At 71.1% G+C, this 14965-nt stretch carries 14 protein-coding genes and 1 tRNA gene; 1 reads left to right on the top strand and 14 read right to left on the bottom strand.

The window, feature by feature from the left end; genetic code table 11:
- The 13 genes from ACIRB7_RS25295 to ACIRB7_RS25235 form a co-directional block, all read right to left on the bottom strand.
- The coding region (locus tag ACIRB7_RS25295; RefSeq protein ID WP_403602820.1) for a protein-tyrosine-phosphatase at positions 1-554 on the bottom strand (554 nt) is incomplete at its 3' end.
- Positions 551-1198: an L-threonylcarbamoyladenylate synthase gene (locus ACIRB7_RS25290; protein ID WP_403602818.1), complete on the bottom strand. Its 648-nt coding sequence runs from the start codon at positions 1196-1198 to the stop codon at positions 551-553. The genes ACIRB7_RS25295 and ACIRB7_RS25290, both read right to left, overlap by 4 nt.
- Positions 1199-1247: 49 nt before the next feature.
- Positions 1248-2129, bottom strand: coding sequence for a peptide chain release factor N(5)-glutamine methyltransferase (gene prmC, locus ACIRB7_RS25285; protein WP_211270406.1), 882 nt, complete (start codon positions 2127-2129; stop codon positions 1248-1250).
- 46 nt (positions 2130-2175) lie between these two features.
- Complete coding sequence (gene prfA, locus ACIRB7_RS25280; RefSeq protein ID WP_403602815.1) at positions 2176-3252, bottom strand: peptide chain release factor 1; 1077 nt, start codon at positions 3250-3252, stop codon at positions 2176-2178.
- 99 nt (positions 3253-3351) lie between these two features.
- Entirely contained in the window at positions 3352-3573 is a 222-nt protein-coding gene (gene rpmE, locus ACIRB7_RS25275) for a 50S ribosomal protein L31 (protein WP_030210647.1), read from the bottom strand.
- A 136-nt stretch (positions 3574-3709) separates the two neighbouring features.
- Complete coding sequence (locus ACIRB7_RS25270) at positions 3710-4816, bottom strand: LCP family protein (protein WP_403602813.1); 1107 nt, start codon at positions 4814-4816, stop codon at positions 3710-3712.
- A gap of 204 nt (positions 4817-5020) precedes the next feature.
- Complete coding sequence (rho, locus tag ACIRB7_RS25265) at positions 5021-7117, bottom strand: transcription termination factor Rho (protein ID WP_403602811.1); 2097 nt, start codon at positions 7115-7117, stop codon at positions 5021-5023.
- Positions 7118-7532: 415 nt separating this feature from the next.
- A complete protein-coding gene (gene thrB, locus ACIRB7_RS25260) occupies positions 7533-8450 on the bottom strand; it encodes a homoserine kinase (RefSeq protein WP_403602809.1) in 918 nt (305 codons plus the stop codon).
- Between the two features lie 295 nt (positions 8451-8745).
- Positions 8746-9816: a threonine synthase gene (thrC, locus tag ACIRB7_RS25255; protein WP_403602807.1), complete on the bottom strand. Its 1071-nt coding sequence runs from the start codon at positions 9814-9816 to the stop codon at positions 8746-8748.
- A gap of 7 nt (positions 9817-9823) precedes the next feature.
- Positions 9824-11122 carry a homoserine dehydrogenase gene (locus ACIRB7_RS25250; protein ID WP_403603257.1) on the bottom strand — a complete coding sequence of 433 codons (1299 nt, stop codon included), beginning with the start codon at positions 11120-11122 and terminating at the stop codon, positions 9824-9826.
- A 158-nt stretch (positions 11123-11280) separates the two neighbouring features.
- Positions 11281-12672: a diaminopimelate decarboxylase gene (lysA, locus tag ACIRB7_RS25245; protein ID WP_403602805.1), complete on the bottom strand. Its 1392-nt coding sequence runs from the start codon at positions 12670-12672 to the stop codon at positions 11281-11283.
- Between the two features lie 15 nt (positions 12673-12687).
- Entirely contained in the window at positions 12688-13650 is a 963-nt protein-coding gene (nrtL, locus tag ACIRB7_RS25240; RefSeq protein WP_403602803.1) for an ArgS-related anticodon-binding protein NrtL, read from the bottom strand.
- A gap of 204 nt (positions 13651-13854) precedes the next feature.
- A complete protein-coding gene (locus ACIRB7_RS25235) occupies positions 13855-14397 on the bottom strand; it encodes a response regulator (protein ID WP_403602801.1) in 543 nt (180 codons plus the stop codon).
- Between the two features lie 160 nt (positions 14398-14557).
- Between ACIRB7_RS25235 and ACIRB7_RS25230 the strand changes: the two genes are divergently transcribed.
- Positions 14558-14629, top strand: a tRNA-Arg gene (locus ACIRB7_RS25230).
- A gap of 64 nt (positions 14630-14693) precedes the next feature.
- Here the strand turns inward: ACIRB7_RS25230 and ACIRB7_RS25225 are convergent.
- Complete coding sequence (locus ACIRB7_RS25225; protein ID WP_403602799.1) at positions 14694-14819, bottom strand: hypothetical protein; 126 nt, start codon at positions 14817-14819, stop codon at positions 14694-14696.
- Between the last annotated feature and the right edge of the window lie 146 nt (positions 14820-14965).

Raw genomic sequence — 14965 nt, 5'->3', positions numbered from 1 at the left:
GCGCCGTAGGGGTCGTTGACCTCGTCCGCGTCCACCGAGGGGGCCAGGAGCCACCCGCGTAGAGCGGCTGCCGCGCGGACCAGGGCGCGGGCGCGTTCGACCATGCCCTCGTCGTGGGCGTCCGGGAGCGTGGCCGGGTCGATCGCGCGGACCAGGCGGGTGAACTCCTTCAGGGTGAACGTGCGCAGGCCCGCCGAGTGGCCCATCGAGATGACCTGCGCCCGGTGGTCGCGGGTCGCCGTCAGGACCAGGTCCGCGCGGATGACGTGCTCGTCGAGGAGCTCGCGCCCCACGAAGCCGCTGTAGTCCGCGCCGAAGTCGGCGAGGACCAGTTCCGCGTTGGCCTCCATCGGGGCGCCCTCGTGGCCCCAGGTACCCGCGCTCTCCACGATCAGGCCGCCGCCGAGAGGATCGCCGAGGCGGTCGCTCAGGGCATGGCGGGTCAGCCGCTCGGTGATCGGCGAGCGGCAGACGTTGCCGGTGCTGACGTGGAGGATGCGGAAGGTGGTGCTGTCGTCGAACCCCGCTATGCCACGCCCCTCAAGGGCGGTCAACTGGCCACCTCGAGGTCGGGTACGACCTTCCGGAGCTCCTCGGCCGACAGCGCGCCCGCGCGCAGCAGCACCGAGACCTTGCCCGTGACGTCGACGATGGACGAGGGGACGATGCCGGGGGTCGGGCCGCCGTCGAGATAGACGGAGACGGAGTCGCCGAGCATCTGCTGGGCCGCGTCGCAGTCCTCGGGCGACGGGTGGCCGGTGAGGTTGGCCGAGGAGACGGCCATCGGGCCGACCTCGGTGAGCAGCTCGATCGCGACCGGGTGCAGCGGCATACGGATGGCGACGGTGCCCCGGGTGTCGCCCAGGTCCCACTGGAGGGACGGCTGGTGCCGGGCGACGAGCGTCAGGGCGCCGGGCCAGAACGCGTCGACGAGCTCCCAGGCCTGCTCGGAGAAGTCCGTGACCAGGCCGTGGAGGGTGTTCGGGGAGCCGATGAGCACGGGCGTGGGCATGTTGCGGCCACGGCCCTTGGCGGCGAGCAGGTCGGCCACGGCCTCGCTGCTGAAGGCGTCCGCGCCGATCCCGTACACGGTGTCGGTGGGCAGCACGACGAGCTCGCCCCGGCGGACGGCGGACGCGGCCTCGCGCAGACCGGTCACGCGGTCGGTCGCCTCGTTGCAGTCGTATCGCCGTGCCATCAGTTCCCGGCCTCCTCGTACACGTGATTCGTCATGGCAGTCATGGCCGTCATGGCATCGCCTTGCGGGCGGTCGCGAAGCGCGGCCGGTTGTTCAGGTCGGGGTGGTCGGCGGCGTCGGCCCAGCCGGCCTCTTCGTTGAAGATCCACGGCACCTGCCCGCCCTGGGTGTCCGCGTGCTCGATGACGACGAGGCCACCGGGCCGCAGGAGCCGGTGGGCGGTGCGCTCGATGCCGCGGATGGTGTCGAGGCCGTCCTCGCCGGAGAAGAGGGCCATCTCCGGGTCGTGGTCACGGGCCTCGGGCGCCACGTACTCCCACTCGGTGAGCGGGATGTACGGCGGGTTGGAGATGACCAGGTCGACCTGGCCGTCCAGCTCCGGGAGGGCGCTCAGCGCGTCGCCCTGGTGGACGGAGACGCGCGACCCCTCGGCGTTCTTCCGGGTCCAGACGAGGGCGTCGTCGGAGAGCTCCACGGCGTGCACGCGCGAGCGCGGCACCTCCTGGGCCATGGCGAGCGCGATGGCCCCCGAGCCGGTGCACAGGTCGACGATGAGGGGTTCGACGACGTCCATGGCGCGTACGGCGTCTATGGCCCAGCCGACGACCGACTCGGTCTCGGGGCGGGGCACGAAGACGCCGGGTCCGACCTGGAGCTCCAGGTAGCGGAAGAACGCGCGCCCGGTGATGTGCTGGAGCGGTTCGCGGGCCTCCCGGCGGGCGACCGTCTCCCAGTAGCGGGCGTCGAAGTCCACGTCCTTGACGTTGTGCAGCTCCCCCCGCTTGACGCCGTGCACGAACGCGGCGAGCTCCTCGGCGTCGAAACGCGGTGAGGGGACGCCGGCGTCGGCCAGCCGCTGGGTGGCCTGGGCCACCTCGGCGAGCAGCAGACTTCGGGGGCCTGGGGGTCGCCCCCCAGAAAGTGACTGCACGCTGGTCCTCCGTGGTGCGGGGTGGGGCTTACGGAACTTACGCCACTTACGCCGCGGCGAGCTTGGCGGCGGAGTCGGCGTCGACGCACGCCTGGATCATGGAGTCCAGGTCGCCGTCGAGCACCTGGTCCAGGTTGTACGCCTTGAAGCCGACACGGTGGTCGGAGATCCGGTTCTCCGGGAAGTTGTACGTACGGATCTTCTCGGACCGGTCGACGGTGCGGACCTGGCTGCGGCGGGCGTCGGCGGCCTTGGACTCGGCCTCCTCCTGCGCGGCCGCGAGCAGCCGGGACCGCAGGATACGCATGGCCTGCTCCTTGTTCTGGAGCTGGCTCTTCTCGTTCTGGCAGGAGGCGACGATGCCGGTCGGCAGGTGGGTGATGCGGACGGCGGAGTCGGTGGTGTTGACCGACTGGCCGCCGGGGCCCGACGAGCGGTAGACGTCGATGCGCAGGTCGTTGGCGTGGACCTCGACCTCGACCTCCTCGGCCTCGGGCGTGACGAGCACACCGGCGGCGGAGGTGTGGATGCGGCCGGCGGACTCGGTCGCGGGCACGCGCTGCACGCGGTGCACCCCGCCCTCGTACTTGAGGCGTGCCCAGACGCCCTGGCCGGGCTCGGTGGCGCCGTTGCCGCCCTTGGTCTTCACGGCGACCTGGACGTCCTTGTAGCCGCCGAGCTCGGACTCGGTGGCGTCGATGATCTCGGTCTTCCAGCCGACGCGCTCGGCGTACCGGAGGTACATGCGGAGCAGGTCGCCGGCGAAGAGGGCGGACTCGTCGCCGCCCGCGCCCGCCTTGATCTCCAGGATGACGTCCTTGTCGTCGCTGGGGTCGCGCGGGACGAGGAGCAGGCGGAGCTTCTCGGTGAGCCCTCCCCGTTCCTTCTCCAGCTGCTTGACCTCGGCGGCGAAATCGGGGTCGTCCTGGGCCAGCTCGCGGGCGGTCTCGATGTCGTCACCGGTCTGCTTCCAGGCCCGGTAGGTGGCGACGATCGGGGTCAGCTCGGCGTAGCGCTTGTTGAGCTTGCGCGCGTTTGCCTGGTCCGCGTGGACCGAGGGGTCCGCGAGCTTCGTCTCCAGGCCGGCGTGCTCGCCGACCAGTTCCTCGACCGCCTCGAACATCGGGGGGCTCCTGGTCTGTTTCGTCAGTTGCTACGGGGACGGCAAAGCGCCGGTCCCGGCCACCCGCGCGGGGCGACCGTGGACCGGCGCAGGGGCTCGCTACTTCGCGGCGGAGCCGGCCTTGCCGAAGCGGGCCTCGAAGCGGGCCACGCGGCCGCCGGTGTCGAGGATCTTCTGCTTGCCCGTGTAGAACGGGTGGCACTCGGAGCAGACCTCGGCACGGATGGTGCCCTCGGTCAGCGTGCTCCGGGTGGTGAACGACGCGCCACAGGTGCAGCTGACCTGGGTCTCGACGTACTCGGGGTGGATCTCGCGCTTCAAGGTGTCTCCTAGTTTCGGGAGGGCTCCGGGTCGCCGCCGCGGGTTGCGGGCAACGTGAACCGGGGCCGACGTACCAGTCTGCCAGGACCGGCCGTATCTCCCAAAACCGGGGTCGGGCCGGAAGTATTCCTGAGGCCTACCGGGGCTGCTGCACGACGCCGCCGGCCTTGCCGGTGGCCGCGTCCTTCGTCGCCGTGGCGGGAATCGGCCGGTCGTTCTTCAGCGCCGTCCAGACCTGCCGTGCCTGGGCTTCCAGGGGTATGACGCGGTTGAGGTCCCGGGGGTCGTACTCGACGGGCAGGGTGGCCATGTGGACGTCCTGCGCGCCGATGCCGGAGAGGCCCTTCGCGAAGCCCATCAGCTCCTGGACCGAGTCGAGTTCGGAGTCGGGGGTGATGGCCTTGGTGGCGGCGTCGGCGAGGCCGAGGAGCTTCTTCGGGCTGGTGAGGACGCCGACGTCCTTGACCTGCTCGACGAAGGCCTTCATGAAGGCCTGCTGGAGCTGGATGCGGCCGAGGTCGCTGCCGTCGCCGACGCTCTTGCTGGTGCGGACGAGGCCGAGGGACTGCTCGCCGTCGAGGGTGTGGGTGCCCGGGGCGAGGTCGAGGTGGCTCTTGTCGTCCTTGATGGGCGCGGTGGTGGTGATCTCCACCCCGCCGAGTTCGTCGATGAGCTTCTTGAAGCCGGTGAAGTCGACCTCGACGTAGTGGTCCATGCGGATGCCGGACATCGCCTCGACGGTCTTGACGGCGCAGGCGGGGCCGCCGACCTCGTACGCCGTGTTGAACATGGCCCGCTGTTCGCCGGCGACGGTGGCGCCCTGGTCGCCGGTGCACGAGGGCCGGGTGACGAGGGTGTCGCGGGGTATGGAGACGACGCTCGCCTTCTTGTGGCCCTCGTGGACGTGGACGACCATCGCGGTGTCGGAGCGGGCGCCGCCCTCGTCCTTGCCGTAGGTGTCGTTGTCGCCGGAGCGCGAGTCGGAGCCGAGGACGAGGATGTCCATGGAGCCGTCGTCGACGTCGTCGGGGCGGTCGTTGCCCAGCTGGGCGTTGATGTCGACGGCGTCGATGTTGCCGTCGAGCGAGAGGTACACGTATCCGAGTCCCGCGCCCCCGAGGACGAGGACCGCGGCGGCCCCCGCGACGAGGATCGCCGGGCCCCGGCGTCGCTCGGCGGGCGGCTTGCGGCGGCTGCCGCTTCCCGCGCCGCCTATTCGGCCGCTCTTGCTCTGCTCGGTCATCGTCTTCCTTCGGCCCTCGGTTCACCATGTGTGACGGCGAAGCGCCCGAAAGAGTTGCACAGGGGCCTGTGAGGTTTCGGTGAGTGGCGGCGGAGACAGCACTGCGCCCACCGTGCGGGGCACGGTGGGCGCAGTGGTTCACGCAGGTCACGGCGGGGTCACGGGCACGGGGCTCGGTTCTCGTCGTGTGACGCAGGTCTCGCGTCAGTCGTCGTTCTTGCCGCCAGGCGTCGTCTTCTGGATCTGGAGCAGGAACTCGCCGTTCGACTTCGTCTGCTTCATCTTGTCGAGCAGCAGCTCGATCGCCTGCTGCTGGTCGAGCGCGTGCAGCACGCGACGCAGCTTCCAGGTGACGGCGAGCTCGTCGGCGCCGAGCAGGATCTCTTCCTTACGCGTACCCGAGGCGTCGACGTCGACGGCCGGGAAGATGCGCTTGTCGGCGAGCTTCCGGTCGAGCTTGAGCTCCATGTTGCCGGTGCCCTTGAACTCCTCGAAGATCACCTCGTCCATGCGCGAACCGGTGTCGACCAGCGCGGTCGCGAGGATGGTCAGCGAGCCGCCGTCCTCGATGTTGCGCGCGGCACCGAAGAAGCGCTTCGGCGGGTAGAGCGCGGTCGAGTCGACACCACCGGACAGGATGCGGCCGGAGGCCGGCGCCGCGAGGTTGTACGCGCGGCCCAGGCGGGTGATCGAGTCGAGCAGGACGACCACGTCGTGACCAAGCTCCACGAGACGCTTGGCGCGCTCGATGGCCAGCTCGGCGACCGTGGTGTGGTCCTCGGCCGGACGGTCGAAGGTCGAGGAGATGACCTCGCCCTTGACCGACCGCTGCATGTCGGTGACCTCTTCCGGACGCTCGTCGACCAGGACGACCATCAGGTGGCACTCGGGGTTGTTGGTGGTGATCGCGTTGGCGATCGCCTGCATGATCATGGTCTTGCCGGTCTTCGGCGGGGCCACGATCAGACCGCGCTGGCCCTTGCCGATCGGCGACACGAGGTCGATGATCCGCGTGGTCAGCACGCCCGGGTCGGTCTCCAGACGGAGCCGGTCCTGGGGGTAGAGCGGGGTCAGCTTGTTGAACTCGGGGCGGCCGCGGCCGGAGTCGGCCGCCATGCCGTTCGCCGAGTCCAGGCGGACCAGCGCGTTGAACTTCTCGCGGCGCTCGCCCTCCTTCGGCTGCCGCACGGCGCCGGTGACGTGGTCACCCTTGCGCAGACCGTTCTTGCGGACCTGGGCGAGGGAGACGTACACGTCGTTCGGACCGGGCAGGTAGCCCGAGGTCCGGATGAACGCGTAGTTGTCGAGGATGTCCAGGATGCCCGCGACGGGGATCAGGACGTCGTCGTCCGCGACCTGCGGCTCGCCGGCCTGGAAGTCGTCACGCCCACGGCGTCCACGGCGGTCGCGGTAACGACCGCGACGCCCGCGACGGCCGCCCTCGTCGTCGTAGTCGTCCTGCGGACCGGCCTGCTGGCCGCCGCCCTGCTGGCCCTGGACCTGCTGGCCCTGGCCGCCGCCTTGCTGGCCCTGACCCTGGCCCTGGCCGCCCTGGCGCTGACGCTGGCCGCCCTGGCCACCGCCCTGCTGCTCGTCGCCCTTGCCGCGGTCGCGCTGACGGTCACGGCGGTCACGGCGCTCGCCGCGCTCCCCGCGCTCGCCCCGCTCGCCGCGGTCACGGCGGCCACGGCCCTCGGCGCCGTCGACGGCGGCCTCGGCCTTGGTGTCGTTCCCCGCGTCGGCCTTGGCCTCGGTGCGGGTCTCGGTGCGTGCCTCGGTACGGGCCTCGGTCTTGACGGCCTGCGCGGCCTCGGGCTTGGCCTCGCCCTCCGGCGAACCGGCGGGGGCGGTGGCCCGACGACGACGGCGCTCACCGGCCGGCTGGTCGTCGGACGCGGGCTGACCCGGGATGTCGATCTGCTGCTGGGCGACGGCCTTCTCGGCCTTCTCGGCCTTGGGCTCGGTGGCCACGGCAGCGGTCTCACCCGTACGGGTCTTGGCGGTGGCGCGGCGCTTCGGCTTGGTCTCGGCGGCGTCGGCGGCCTTGGCGGGGGCGGCGGAACCGCCTCCGGCCTGCGCCTCCTTGATGACCTCGATCAGCTGGCTCTTGCGCATCCGCGCGGTGCCCCTGATGCCGAGGCCGGACGCGACCTGCTGCAGCTCGGCCAGGACCATGCCGTCGAGGCCGGTGCCGGAGCGGCGGCGCCGTGCGGTGCCGCCGGAGGCAGCACCTTCGGCGGGCGCGGCGGTGTCGACACTGCTGTCGGCAGTCACGCCCATCAGATCGGTGGTGTCGCTCACGAAGGGTCCTTCCCTGGAGCGGACGTCGGCCATCTGGCTCGGCGACCGGTTGTGCTGTCCGGCAGCGGTCCCGTGTGGGTGGACCGTGTCCGGGGCGGTGGTCCCGCCGGGTACGGCGGAGAGAGAAACGTGCTGTGGGTCCGGCCCGAGCGCCCCCTGCTCGGCCCTCACTGCAGAAGAGCGAGGGGTGTCGTGCCGGTTCCGGAGCGTGCTCGAAACTGCTCAGGCAGGCTGCTCAGGCAGTCGGGGAGGCTCCCGGAAGAAAGGGTGGTCCCTGAGGGGACACTCCGCACCGCTCCACAAAGAGGTCAGGTGCAGACTTGAGGTTAACACTACCGGCTCCAACAAACATTCCCCCTCTCCCTCACCGGCAATCTCCTGTCCCGGACGCTGCCCGGCGTCCGGTCCGCGGCGCCTAGGGCGCCAGCGGCAGGACGGCCGCTCCGGAGGCGTCGAGGTCGAGCCGGTTCGCGGCCCAGCCCTCGCCCGCCAGTCGGGAGACCTTGTCGGCCGTCCCGTGTTCGGCCAGCGCGAGCACCGTCGGGCCCGCGCCGGAGATGACCGCGGGGACGCCGTCCGCCCGCAGCCGGTTCACGAGGGCGAGGCTCTCCGGCATCGCGGGGCCTCGGTACTCCTGGTGCAGCCGGTCCTCGGTGGCCGCGAGCAGCAGCTCGGGGCGGCGGGTCAGGGCCTCGACGAGGAGGGCGGCACGCCCGGCGTTGGCCGCGGCGTCGACGTGCGGGACGGTACGCGGAAGAAGGCCGCGGGCGGTCTCGGTCAGCACCGGCTTCCCGGGGACGAAAACCACCGGAACGATGGAATCGGAGGGGTCCATCCTGATCGCCCGCGCGGCGCCGGACTCGGTCCAGGCGAGCGTGAATCCGCCGAGCAGACAGGCGGCGACGTTGTCGGGGTGGCCCTCGATCTCGGTGGCGAGTTCGAGCAGGGCCGCCTCGTCGAGCTTGGCGTCCCCGCCTATCGTCACGGCGCGGGCGGCGACGATGCCGGCGCAGATGGCGGCGGAGGAGGAACCGAGGCCGCGGCCGTGCGGAATGCGGTTGGCGCAGACGACCTCGAGGCCGCGGGGCTGCCCGCCGAGCAGGTCGAAGGCCGTGCGCAGGGAGCGTACGAGCAGGTGGCTCTCGTCGCGCGGGAGCGTCTCGGCACCCTCACCGGCGATGTCGACGTGCAGCCCGGAGTCGGCGACACGGACGACGACGTCGTCGTAGAGGCCCAGCGACAGACCGAAGGCGTCGAAGCCCGGCCCGAGATTGGCGCTGGTGGCGGGGACGCGCACCCGTACGGCGGCGGCGCGGAACGCTGGACCGGCCATCTCTCGATGACTCTCCTTGATTGCGACAACGGGTATGTCAAGCAGGTGTTTCAGACGGGCACTTCACAAGAAGTACACGGGAACCCGGGGGACCGTTTCGGCCTTGGAGGCGACAACGGCAACGACACCGCGCATATGCGTGGGGGCGGGTTCGGTACAGCCTATCGAAGGAAGGTTCTGTGGCGACATAGGGCGCACAGGAGGCGCACGATGCGTGTCGCGGGCCAACCTGTGCGCCTATGTACGTTCCTGATCGGGTTTCGATCAGCGGGTTTCCCTTGCGGGAGGGGTGGGATCAGGCCAGACCGAGGCGCTCGGCGGCGGCGGCCGCGTCGACCGGGACGGTGACCGGCTGCGGCGCGCCGGCGACGGCCCAGTCGGGGTCCTTGAGCCCGTTGCCGGTGACCGTGCACACGATCCTCTGGCCGGGGTCGACCTTGCCCTGCTCGGCGGCCTTCAGCAGACCGGCGACCGAAGCGGCCGACGCGGGCTCGACGAATACGCCCTCCTGCGCGGCCAACAGGCGGTAGGCGCGCAGGATCTCACGGTCCGTCACCTCGTCGATGAAGCCGCCCGACTCGTCCCGCGCGGCGATCGCGTAGTCCCACGAGGCCGGGTTGCCGATGCGGATCGCGGTGGCGATCGTCGACGGGTCCTTGACGACCTCGCCGCGCACGAGCGGGGCGGAACCGGAGGCCTGGAAGCCCCACATGCGCGGGCGGTGCGTGGAGAGCCCGTCCTTGGCGTACTCGGAGTACCCCTTCCAGTACGCCGTGATGTTGCCGGCGTTGCCGACGGGCAGGACGTGGATGTCGGGCGCGTCGCCGAGCATGTCCACGATCTCGAAGGCGGCGGTCTTCTGGCCCTCGATACGGACCGGGTTGACCGAATTGACCAGCGCCACCGGGTAGTTCTCGGAGAGGCCGCGGGCCAGGGTCAGGCAGTCGTCGAAGTTGCCGTCGACCTGGAGGATCTTCGCGCCGTGCACGAGGGCCTGGCCCATCTTGCCGAGCGCGATCTTGCCCTGCGGCACGAGCACGGCGCAGACCATGCCGGCGCGTACCGCGTAGGCCGCCGCCGAGGCGGAGGTGTTGCCGGTGGAGGCGCAGATGACGGCCTGCGCCCCCTCCTCCTTGGCCCTGGTGATGGCCATGGTCATGCCCCGGTCCTTGAAGGAGCCGGTGGGGTTGGCGCCCTCGACCTTGAGGTGCACCTCGCAGCCCGTGCGCTCGGAGAGGACCTGAGCGGGAACGAGCGGCGTACCGCCCTCACGGAGCGTGACGACCGGCGTCTTGTCCGTGACCGGAAGGCGGTCCCGGTACTCCTCGATGATGCCGCGCCACTGGTGGGTGCCCTTGCTGGTCATGGGTCCTTTACTCCCCTTCAACACGCATGATGCTGGCGACACCGCGCACGGTGTCGAGCTTGCGCAGCGCTTCGACGGTCCCGGAAAGGGCGGCGTCGGGCGCGCGGTGGGTGACGACGACGAGAGAGGCCTCGCCGTCTCCGTCCTGTCGAACGTGCTGGCGCACCGTGTCGATGGACACTCCGTGCTCGGCGAAGACCGTCGCCACCTGGGCGAGAACGCCCGGCTTGTCGGCCACGTCGAGGCTGATGTGGTACCGCGTCACGACCTCGCCCATGGAGCTCACGGGCAGCTGGGTGTACGCGGACTCACCGGGGCCGTTGGCCTCGTTGAGCTTGTTGCGGCACACGGCGACGAGGTCGCCGAGGACGGCGGAGGCGGTCGGAGCGCCGCCGGCGCCGGGGCCGTAGAACATGAGCTGCCCGGCGGCCTCCGCCTCGACGAAGACCGCGTTGTACGCCTCGCGGACGGAGGCGAGCGGGTGGCTGAGCGGGATCATCGCGGGGTGCACGCGCGCGGTGACGGAGCCGCCGTCGGCGGCCCGCTCGCAGATGGCGAGCAGCTTGATGGTGCAGCCCATCTGCCGGGCCGAGACGAAGTCGGCGGCGGTGACCTCGGTCATGCCCTCGCGGTAGACGTCATCGAGGCGCACGCGCGTGTGGAAGGCGATTCCGGCGAGGATGGCGGCCTTGGCGGCGGCGTCGAAGCCCTCGACGTCGGCGGTCGGGTCGGCCTCGGCGTAACCGAGGGCGGTGGCCTCGTCGAGCGCCTCGCTGTACCCGGCGCCGGAGGTGTCCATCTTGTCGAGGATGAAGTTCGTCGTCCCGTTGACGATGCCCATGACCCGGTTGATCTTGTCACCGGCGAGGGACTCGCGCAGCGGCCGGATCAGCGGGATGGCGCCGGCGACGGCGGCCTCGTAGTAGAGGTCCTGGCCGTGCTTCTCGGCGGCGGCGTAGAGGTTCGCGCCGTCCTGGGCGAGCAGCGCCTTGTTCGCCGAGACGACGGAGGCGCCGTGCTCGAAGGCGGTGGTGATGAGGGTGCGGGCCGGCTCGACCCCGCCGATGACCTCGACGACGACGTCGACGTCGTCCCGTTTGACCAGGGCGGTGGCGTCGGTGGTGATCAGCTCCGCGGGGATGCCCTCGCGGACCTTGTCCGGGCGGCGGACCGCCACGCCGGCGAGCTCGACCGGGGCACCGATGCGCGCGGCGAGGTCGTCGGCGTGCGTCGTCATGATGCGCGCCACCTCTGAGCCGACCACTCCACAGCCCAGCAGCGCCACCTTCAGCGGACGCGTACGCATCATCCGACCTCTTTCTCGTCCTACTTCGTATCTCTACGTTCGTATCTCTACGGTTCTTCTACGGTGGAACCAGTCTCACTCACCGGACGGGGGTTTCCGCCCTCCGTCCGGATCCTGAGACATCTATTTCATCACTTGGCCATCTCTGGACTATTTCATCATCCGACGTCGAGACGCAGGAGATCTTCCTCCGTCTCGCGCCGGACGATCACCCGTGCCTCGCCGTCCCGGACGGCGACGACGGGCGGCCGGAGCGCGTGGTTGTAGTTGCTGGCCATGGAGCGGCAGTACGCGCCGGTGGCCGGTACGGCGACGAGGTCGCCGGGCGCCAGGTCCGAGGGCAGGAAGGCGTCCCGTACGACGATGTCGCCGCTCTCGCAGTGCTTGCCGACGACCCGGGTGAGCATCGGGGCGGCCTCGCTGGTGCGCGAGACGAGGTTGACGCTGTACTCGGCGTCGTAGAGGGCGGTACGGATGTTGTCCGACATGCCGCCGTCGACGCTCACGTACGTCCGCAGCCCTTCGAGCGGCTTGATGGTGCCGACCCGGTAGAGGGTGAAGGCGGTCGGTCCGACGATGGCCCGGCCGGGCTCGACGGAGATCCGGGGCGTACGGAGGCCGGCGGCCTCGCACTCCCTGCTCACGATCTCGTTGAGGGCCTTGGCGATCTCGTGCGGCTCGCGCGGGTCGTCCTCGGAGGTGTACGCGATGCCGAGGCCGCCGCCGAGGTCGATCTCGGGCAGCTCGACGCCGTGCTCGTCGCGCACCTCGGCGAGCAGCTGGACGACGCGGCGCGCGGAGACCTCGAAGCCGGCCATGTCGAAGATCTGCGAGCCGATGTGCGAGTGGATCCCGATGAGCTCGAGCCCGTCGAGCTTGAGGGCCCTGCGCACCGCCTCGGCGGCCTGCCCGCCGGCGAGGGCGAGGCCGAACTTCTGGTCCTCGTGGGCGGTGGCGATGAACTCGTGGGTGTGCGCCTCGACGCCGACCGTCACCCGGATCTGCACGGGCTGGCGCTTGCCGAGGGACTGGGCGATGTGGGCGACGCGGGCGATCTCCTGGAAGGAGTCGAGGACGATGCGCCCCACACCGGCCTCGACGGCCCGGTGGATCTCGTCCTCGCTCTTGTTGTTGCCGTGGAAGGCGATGCGCTCGGCGGGCATGCCGGCGGAGAGGGCGGTGACGAGCTCGCCGCCGGAGCACACGTCGAGGTTCAGCCCCTCTTCCTTGAGCCACCGCACGACGGCCCGGGAGAGGAACGCCTTGCCCGCGTAGAAGACGTCGGCGTCCGTGCCGAAGGCCTCGGCCCAGGCGCGGCAGCGGGCGCGGAAGTCGGTCTCGTCGAGGAAGTAGGCGGGCGTGCCGAACTCCTCGGCGAGGGCGTCGACCCCGATGCCGCCGACGGTGGCGACCCCGCGCTCGTCCCTGGCGACGGTCCTGGACCACACCTTCGGGTCGAGGACGTTGAGGTCGGCGGGGGGTGCCGAGTAGTGGCCCTCGGGGAGGACGTCGGCGTGACGGGGCCCTGCGGGGTGGGCGGAACGGCTCATGTCTGCTCTGCTCTTTCAGATCCGGTCGGGTGCGCTGATGCCGAGCACGGAGAGGCCACCGGCGAGCACCGTCCCGGCGGCTTCGGCGAGCGCCAGCCGGGAACGGTGGGCGGCCGAGGGTTTCTCGTCGCCGAGCGGCAGGACGGTGTGCTGGAACGCGAGCAGCGCGTCGGCGGTGGCTTCCAGGTGCCGGGCGACCCGGTCGGGGGCGCGGTGGCGGGCGGCGGCGAGGAGGACGGCGGGGTGGTCGCCGAGGGCGCCGAGGAGTGCGGGTGCGTCGATGTCGGTCTCGTACGCGGGTGTGACCCGGAGTTGTTCTCCGTTGACGAGCAGCCTACGCACCCGCGAGTGGGCGTACCGCACCCGGAAGAGGGGGTTGCGCTCGTGCTGGACGAGGAGCGGCTGCCCGTCGAGGGGCCGGTCCTGGGGTGCGGGCCGGAGCAGCGCCCAGCGGGCGGCGTCGGTGCCGAGGGTGTCCTCCTGACACTCCCCCGCCCGTACGTGGATCCGCTCGTCGCCGCCGAAGCCGGCGTCGGCCCCCTGCGCCCTCAGGAGCCGGACCACGGTGTGGGTCACGAGGGAGGCGCGTGACTCGGCCGGCTCGGCGAACCGCACGACGGTCCCGGCGAGGTCGGTGCCGCTCCCGTACGCGTCCCCGGCGGCACGGATCGCCCGCACGAGCTCGGCACCGGCGTCGCGGCGAAGACTGAAGTTCAGGAAGCCGGGCCCGGTGATCTCGACCCCGCGGAGACCGGGAGCGTCGCGGAGGCGTTCCTCCAGGATCCCGGCGACGTCGAGGGCGCTGCGGCCGGCGGACCGGGCGAGCATGAGGGCGATATTGGAGGCGTACTCCCCCGTACCGCCGGGGCGGCCCCGCTCGACCTTCACCGACGGGGGCACGTCGACCCGCAGCGCACCGTCGTCGACCGCGCGGCGCACGGCGTGCAGCACGGTGAGGGAGAGGTCCGCGGGGGTCACGGGTCAAGCCTAGGGGAGGAGGGGGGTCGAAACGCGAACCGGTTTCGCCATGCGGGCAGGGGGGCGGGTGGGAGGGGCGCGCTGTGGGGCTTGGGGGGGGCGGGCGGGAGGGTCACGCCGTGGGGCTTGCGGGCGGTCCGGGCGGGCCACGCCGGGGGGCACGGGGCCACCGGCGAGGGAGTGGTCACCTCGCTCCGCGTCCGATCAGCGCAGCCCGCGCGCGCTCCTCGCGCGTCGGAGCTCCTGCTCCTGCTGCTCCTGCCGTTGCTGCAGTTCCTGCCGTTCCTGTACTTCCTGCCGTTGCTGCCGTACGTCGACTGCGGCCGGTTCCTCTCCCCCGTCGGGCCCGGTCGCCTCCGGCCGCTCACGCCGCTCGCGGTGCATCAGCTGGCGGACCACACGGACGAGCTCGGCGGGCTCGAAGGGCTTGGCGAGAAAGGCGTCGACCCGGGGCACGGCCCCACCGGTGACCTCGTGCTCCCCGCAGGCGCTGATGATCGCGACCGGCAGGTCACTGGTCCGCGGATCGGCCCGCAGCCGCTCGGCCGTCCTGATCCCGTCCAGTCGGGGCATGACGACGTCCAGGGTGACGACATCAGGACGAACCCGATGTACGACATCCAGACACTCGGCACCATCGGCCGCGGTCACGACCTCGAACCCCTCGAGTTCGAGATTGACCCTGATCAACTGCCGGATCACCTTGTTGTCGTCGACAACGAGCACCCGACCGGACACGCCTGACACACGAACGAGAGTAGGCCGCCCCGAACGGCCGCGTCCGGGTTTTACCCACTTCTTACCCGTGCGAGGGACCAGCCCCCTTGGTGACACCCCGGAAATACCTGTTCACAGCCACTCCCAGAGAGCTGGTAGGGTTCTACCCGTCGCCGCCAAACGCGACAACGCCCCCGTAGCTCAGGGGATAGAGCAACGGCCTCCGGAGCCGTGTGCGCAGGTTCGAATCCTGCCGGGGGCACTTCCGGACAGAGGGTCTGATCAGCGGAAACGCTGGTCAGGCCCTTTCTCGTACATGTGGGCCGTCAATGACGCAGAGCGGACGCCACGGAGGCGTCCACGGGACCTGACAGCTCGTGTGTGCCGCGTGCGGTGGCGTCCTTGGTCTGCCCCGCGGCGACGTCGGAGACCGTCACGACGACGGTGTCCACCAGGTTCCCACCCGTGTCCTCGAAGTCGACCTGGACGGCGAAGGACTTCGTGGAGTCCGGGCCGTGACCCTGGGTACCGTGCGTGCGGTGAGGGAGCCGACGATCGCCGGTCGACTCCCGCGTACAGGCCGGTGACGGGGTTGAAC

Source organism: Streptomyces sp. NPDC093795 (assembly GCF_044764665.1).
In the GTDB taxonomy this organism is placed as follows: Bacteria; Actinomycetota; Actinomycetes; order Streptomycetales; family Streptomycetaceae; genus Streptomyces.
This window is presented reverse-complemented; position numbering and strand designations above follow the sequence as displayed.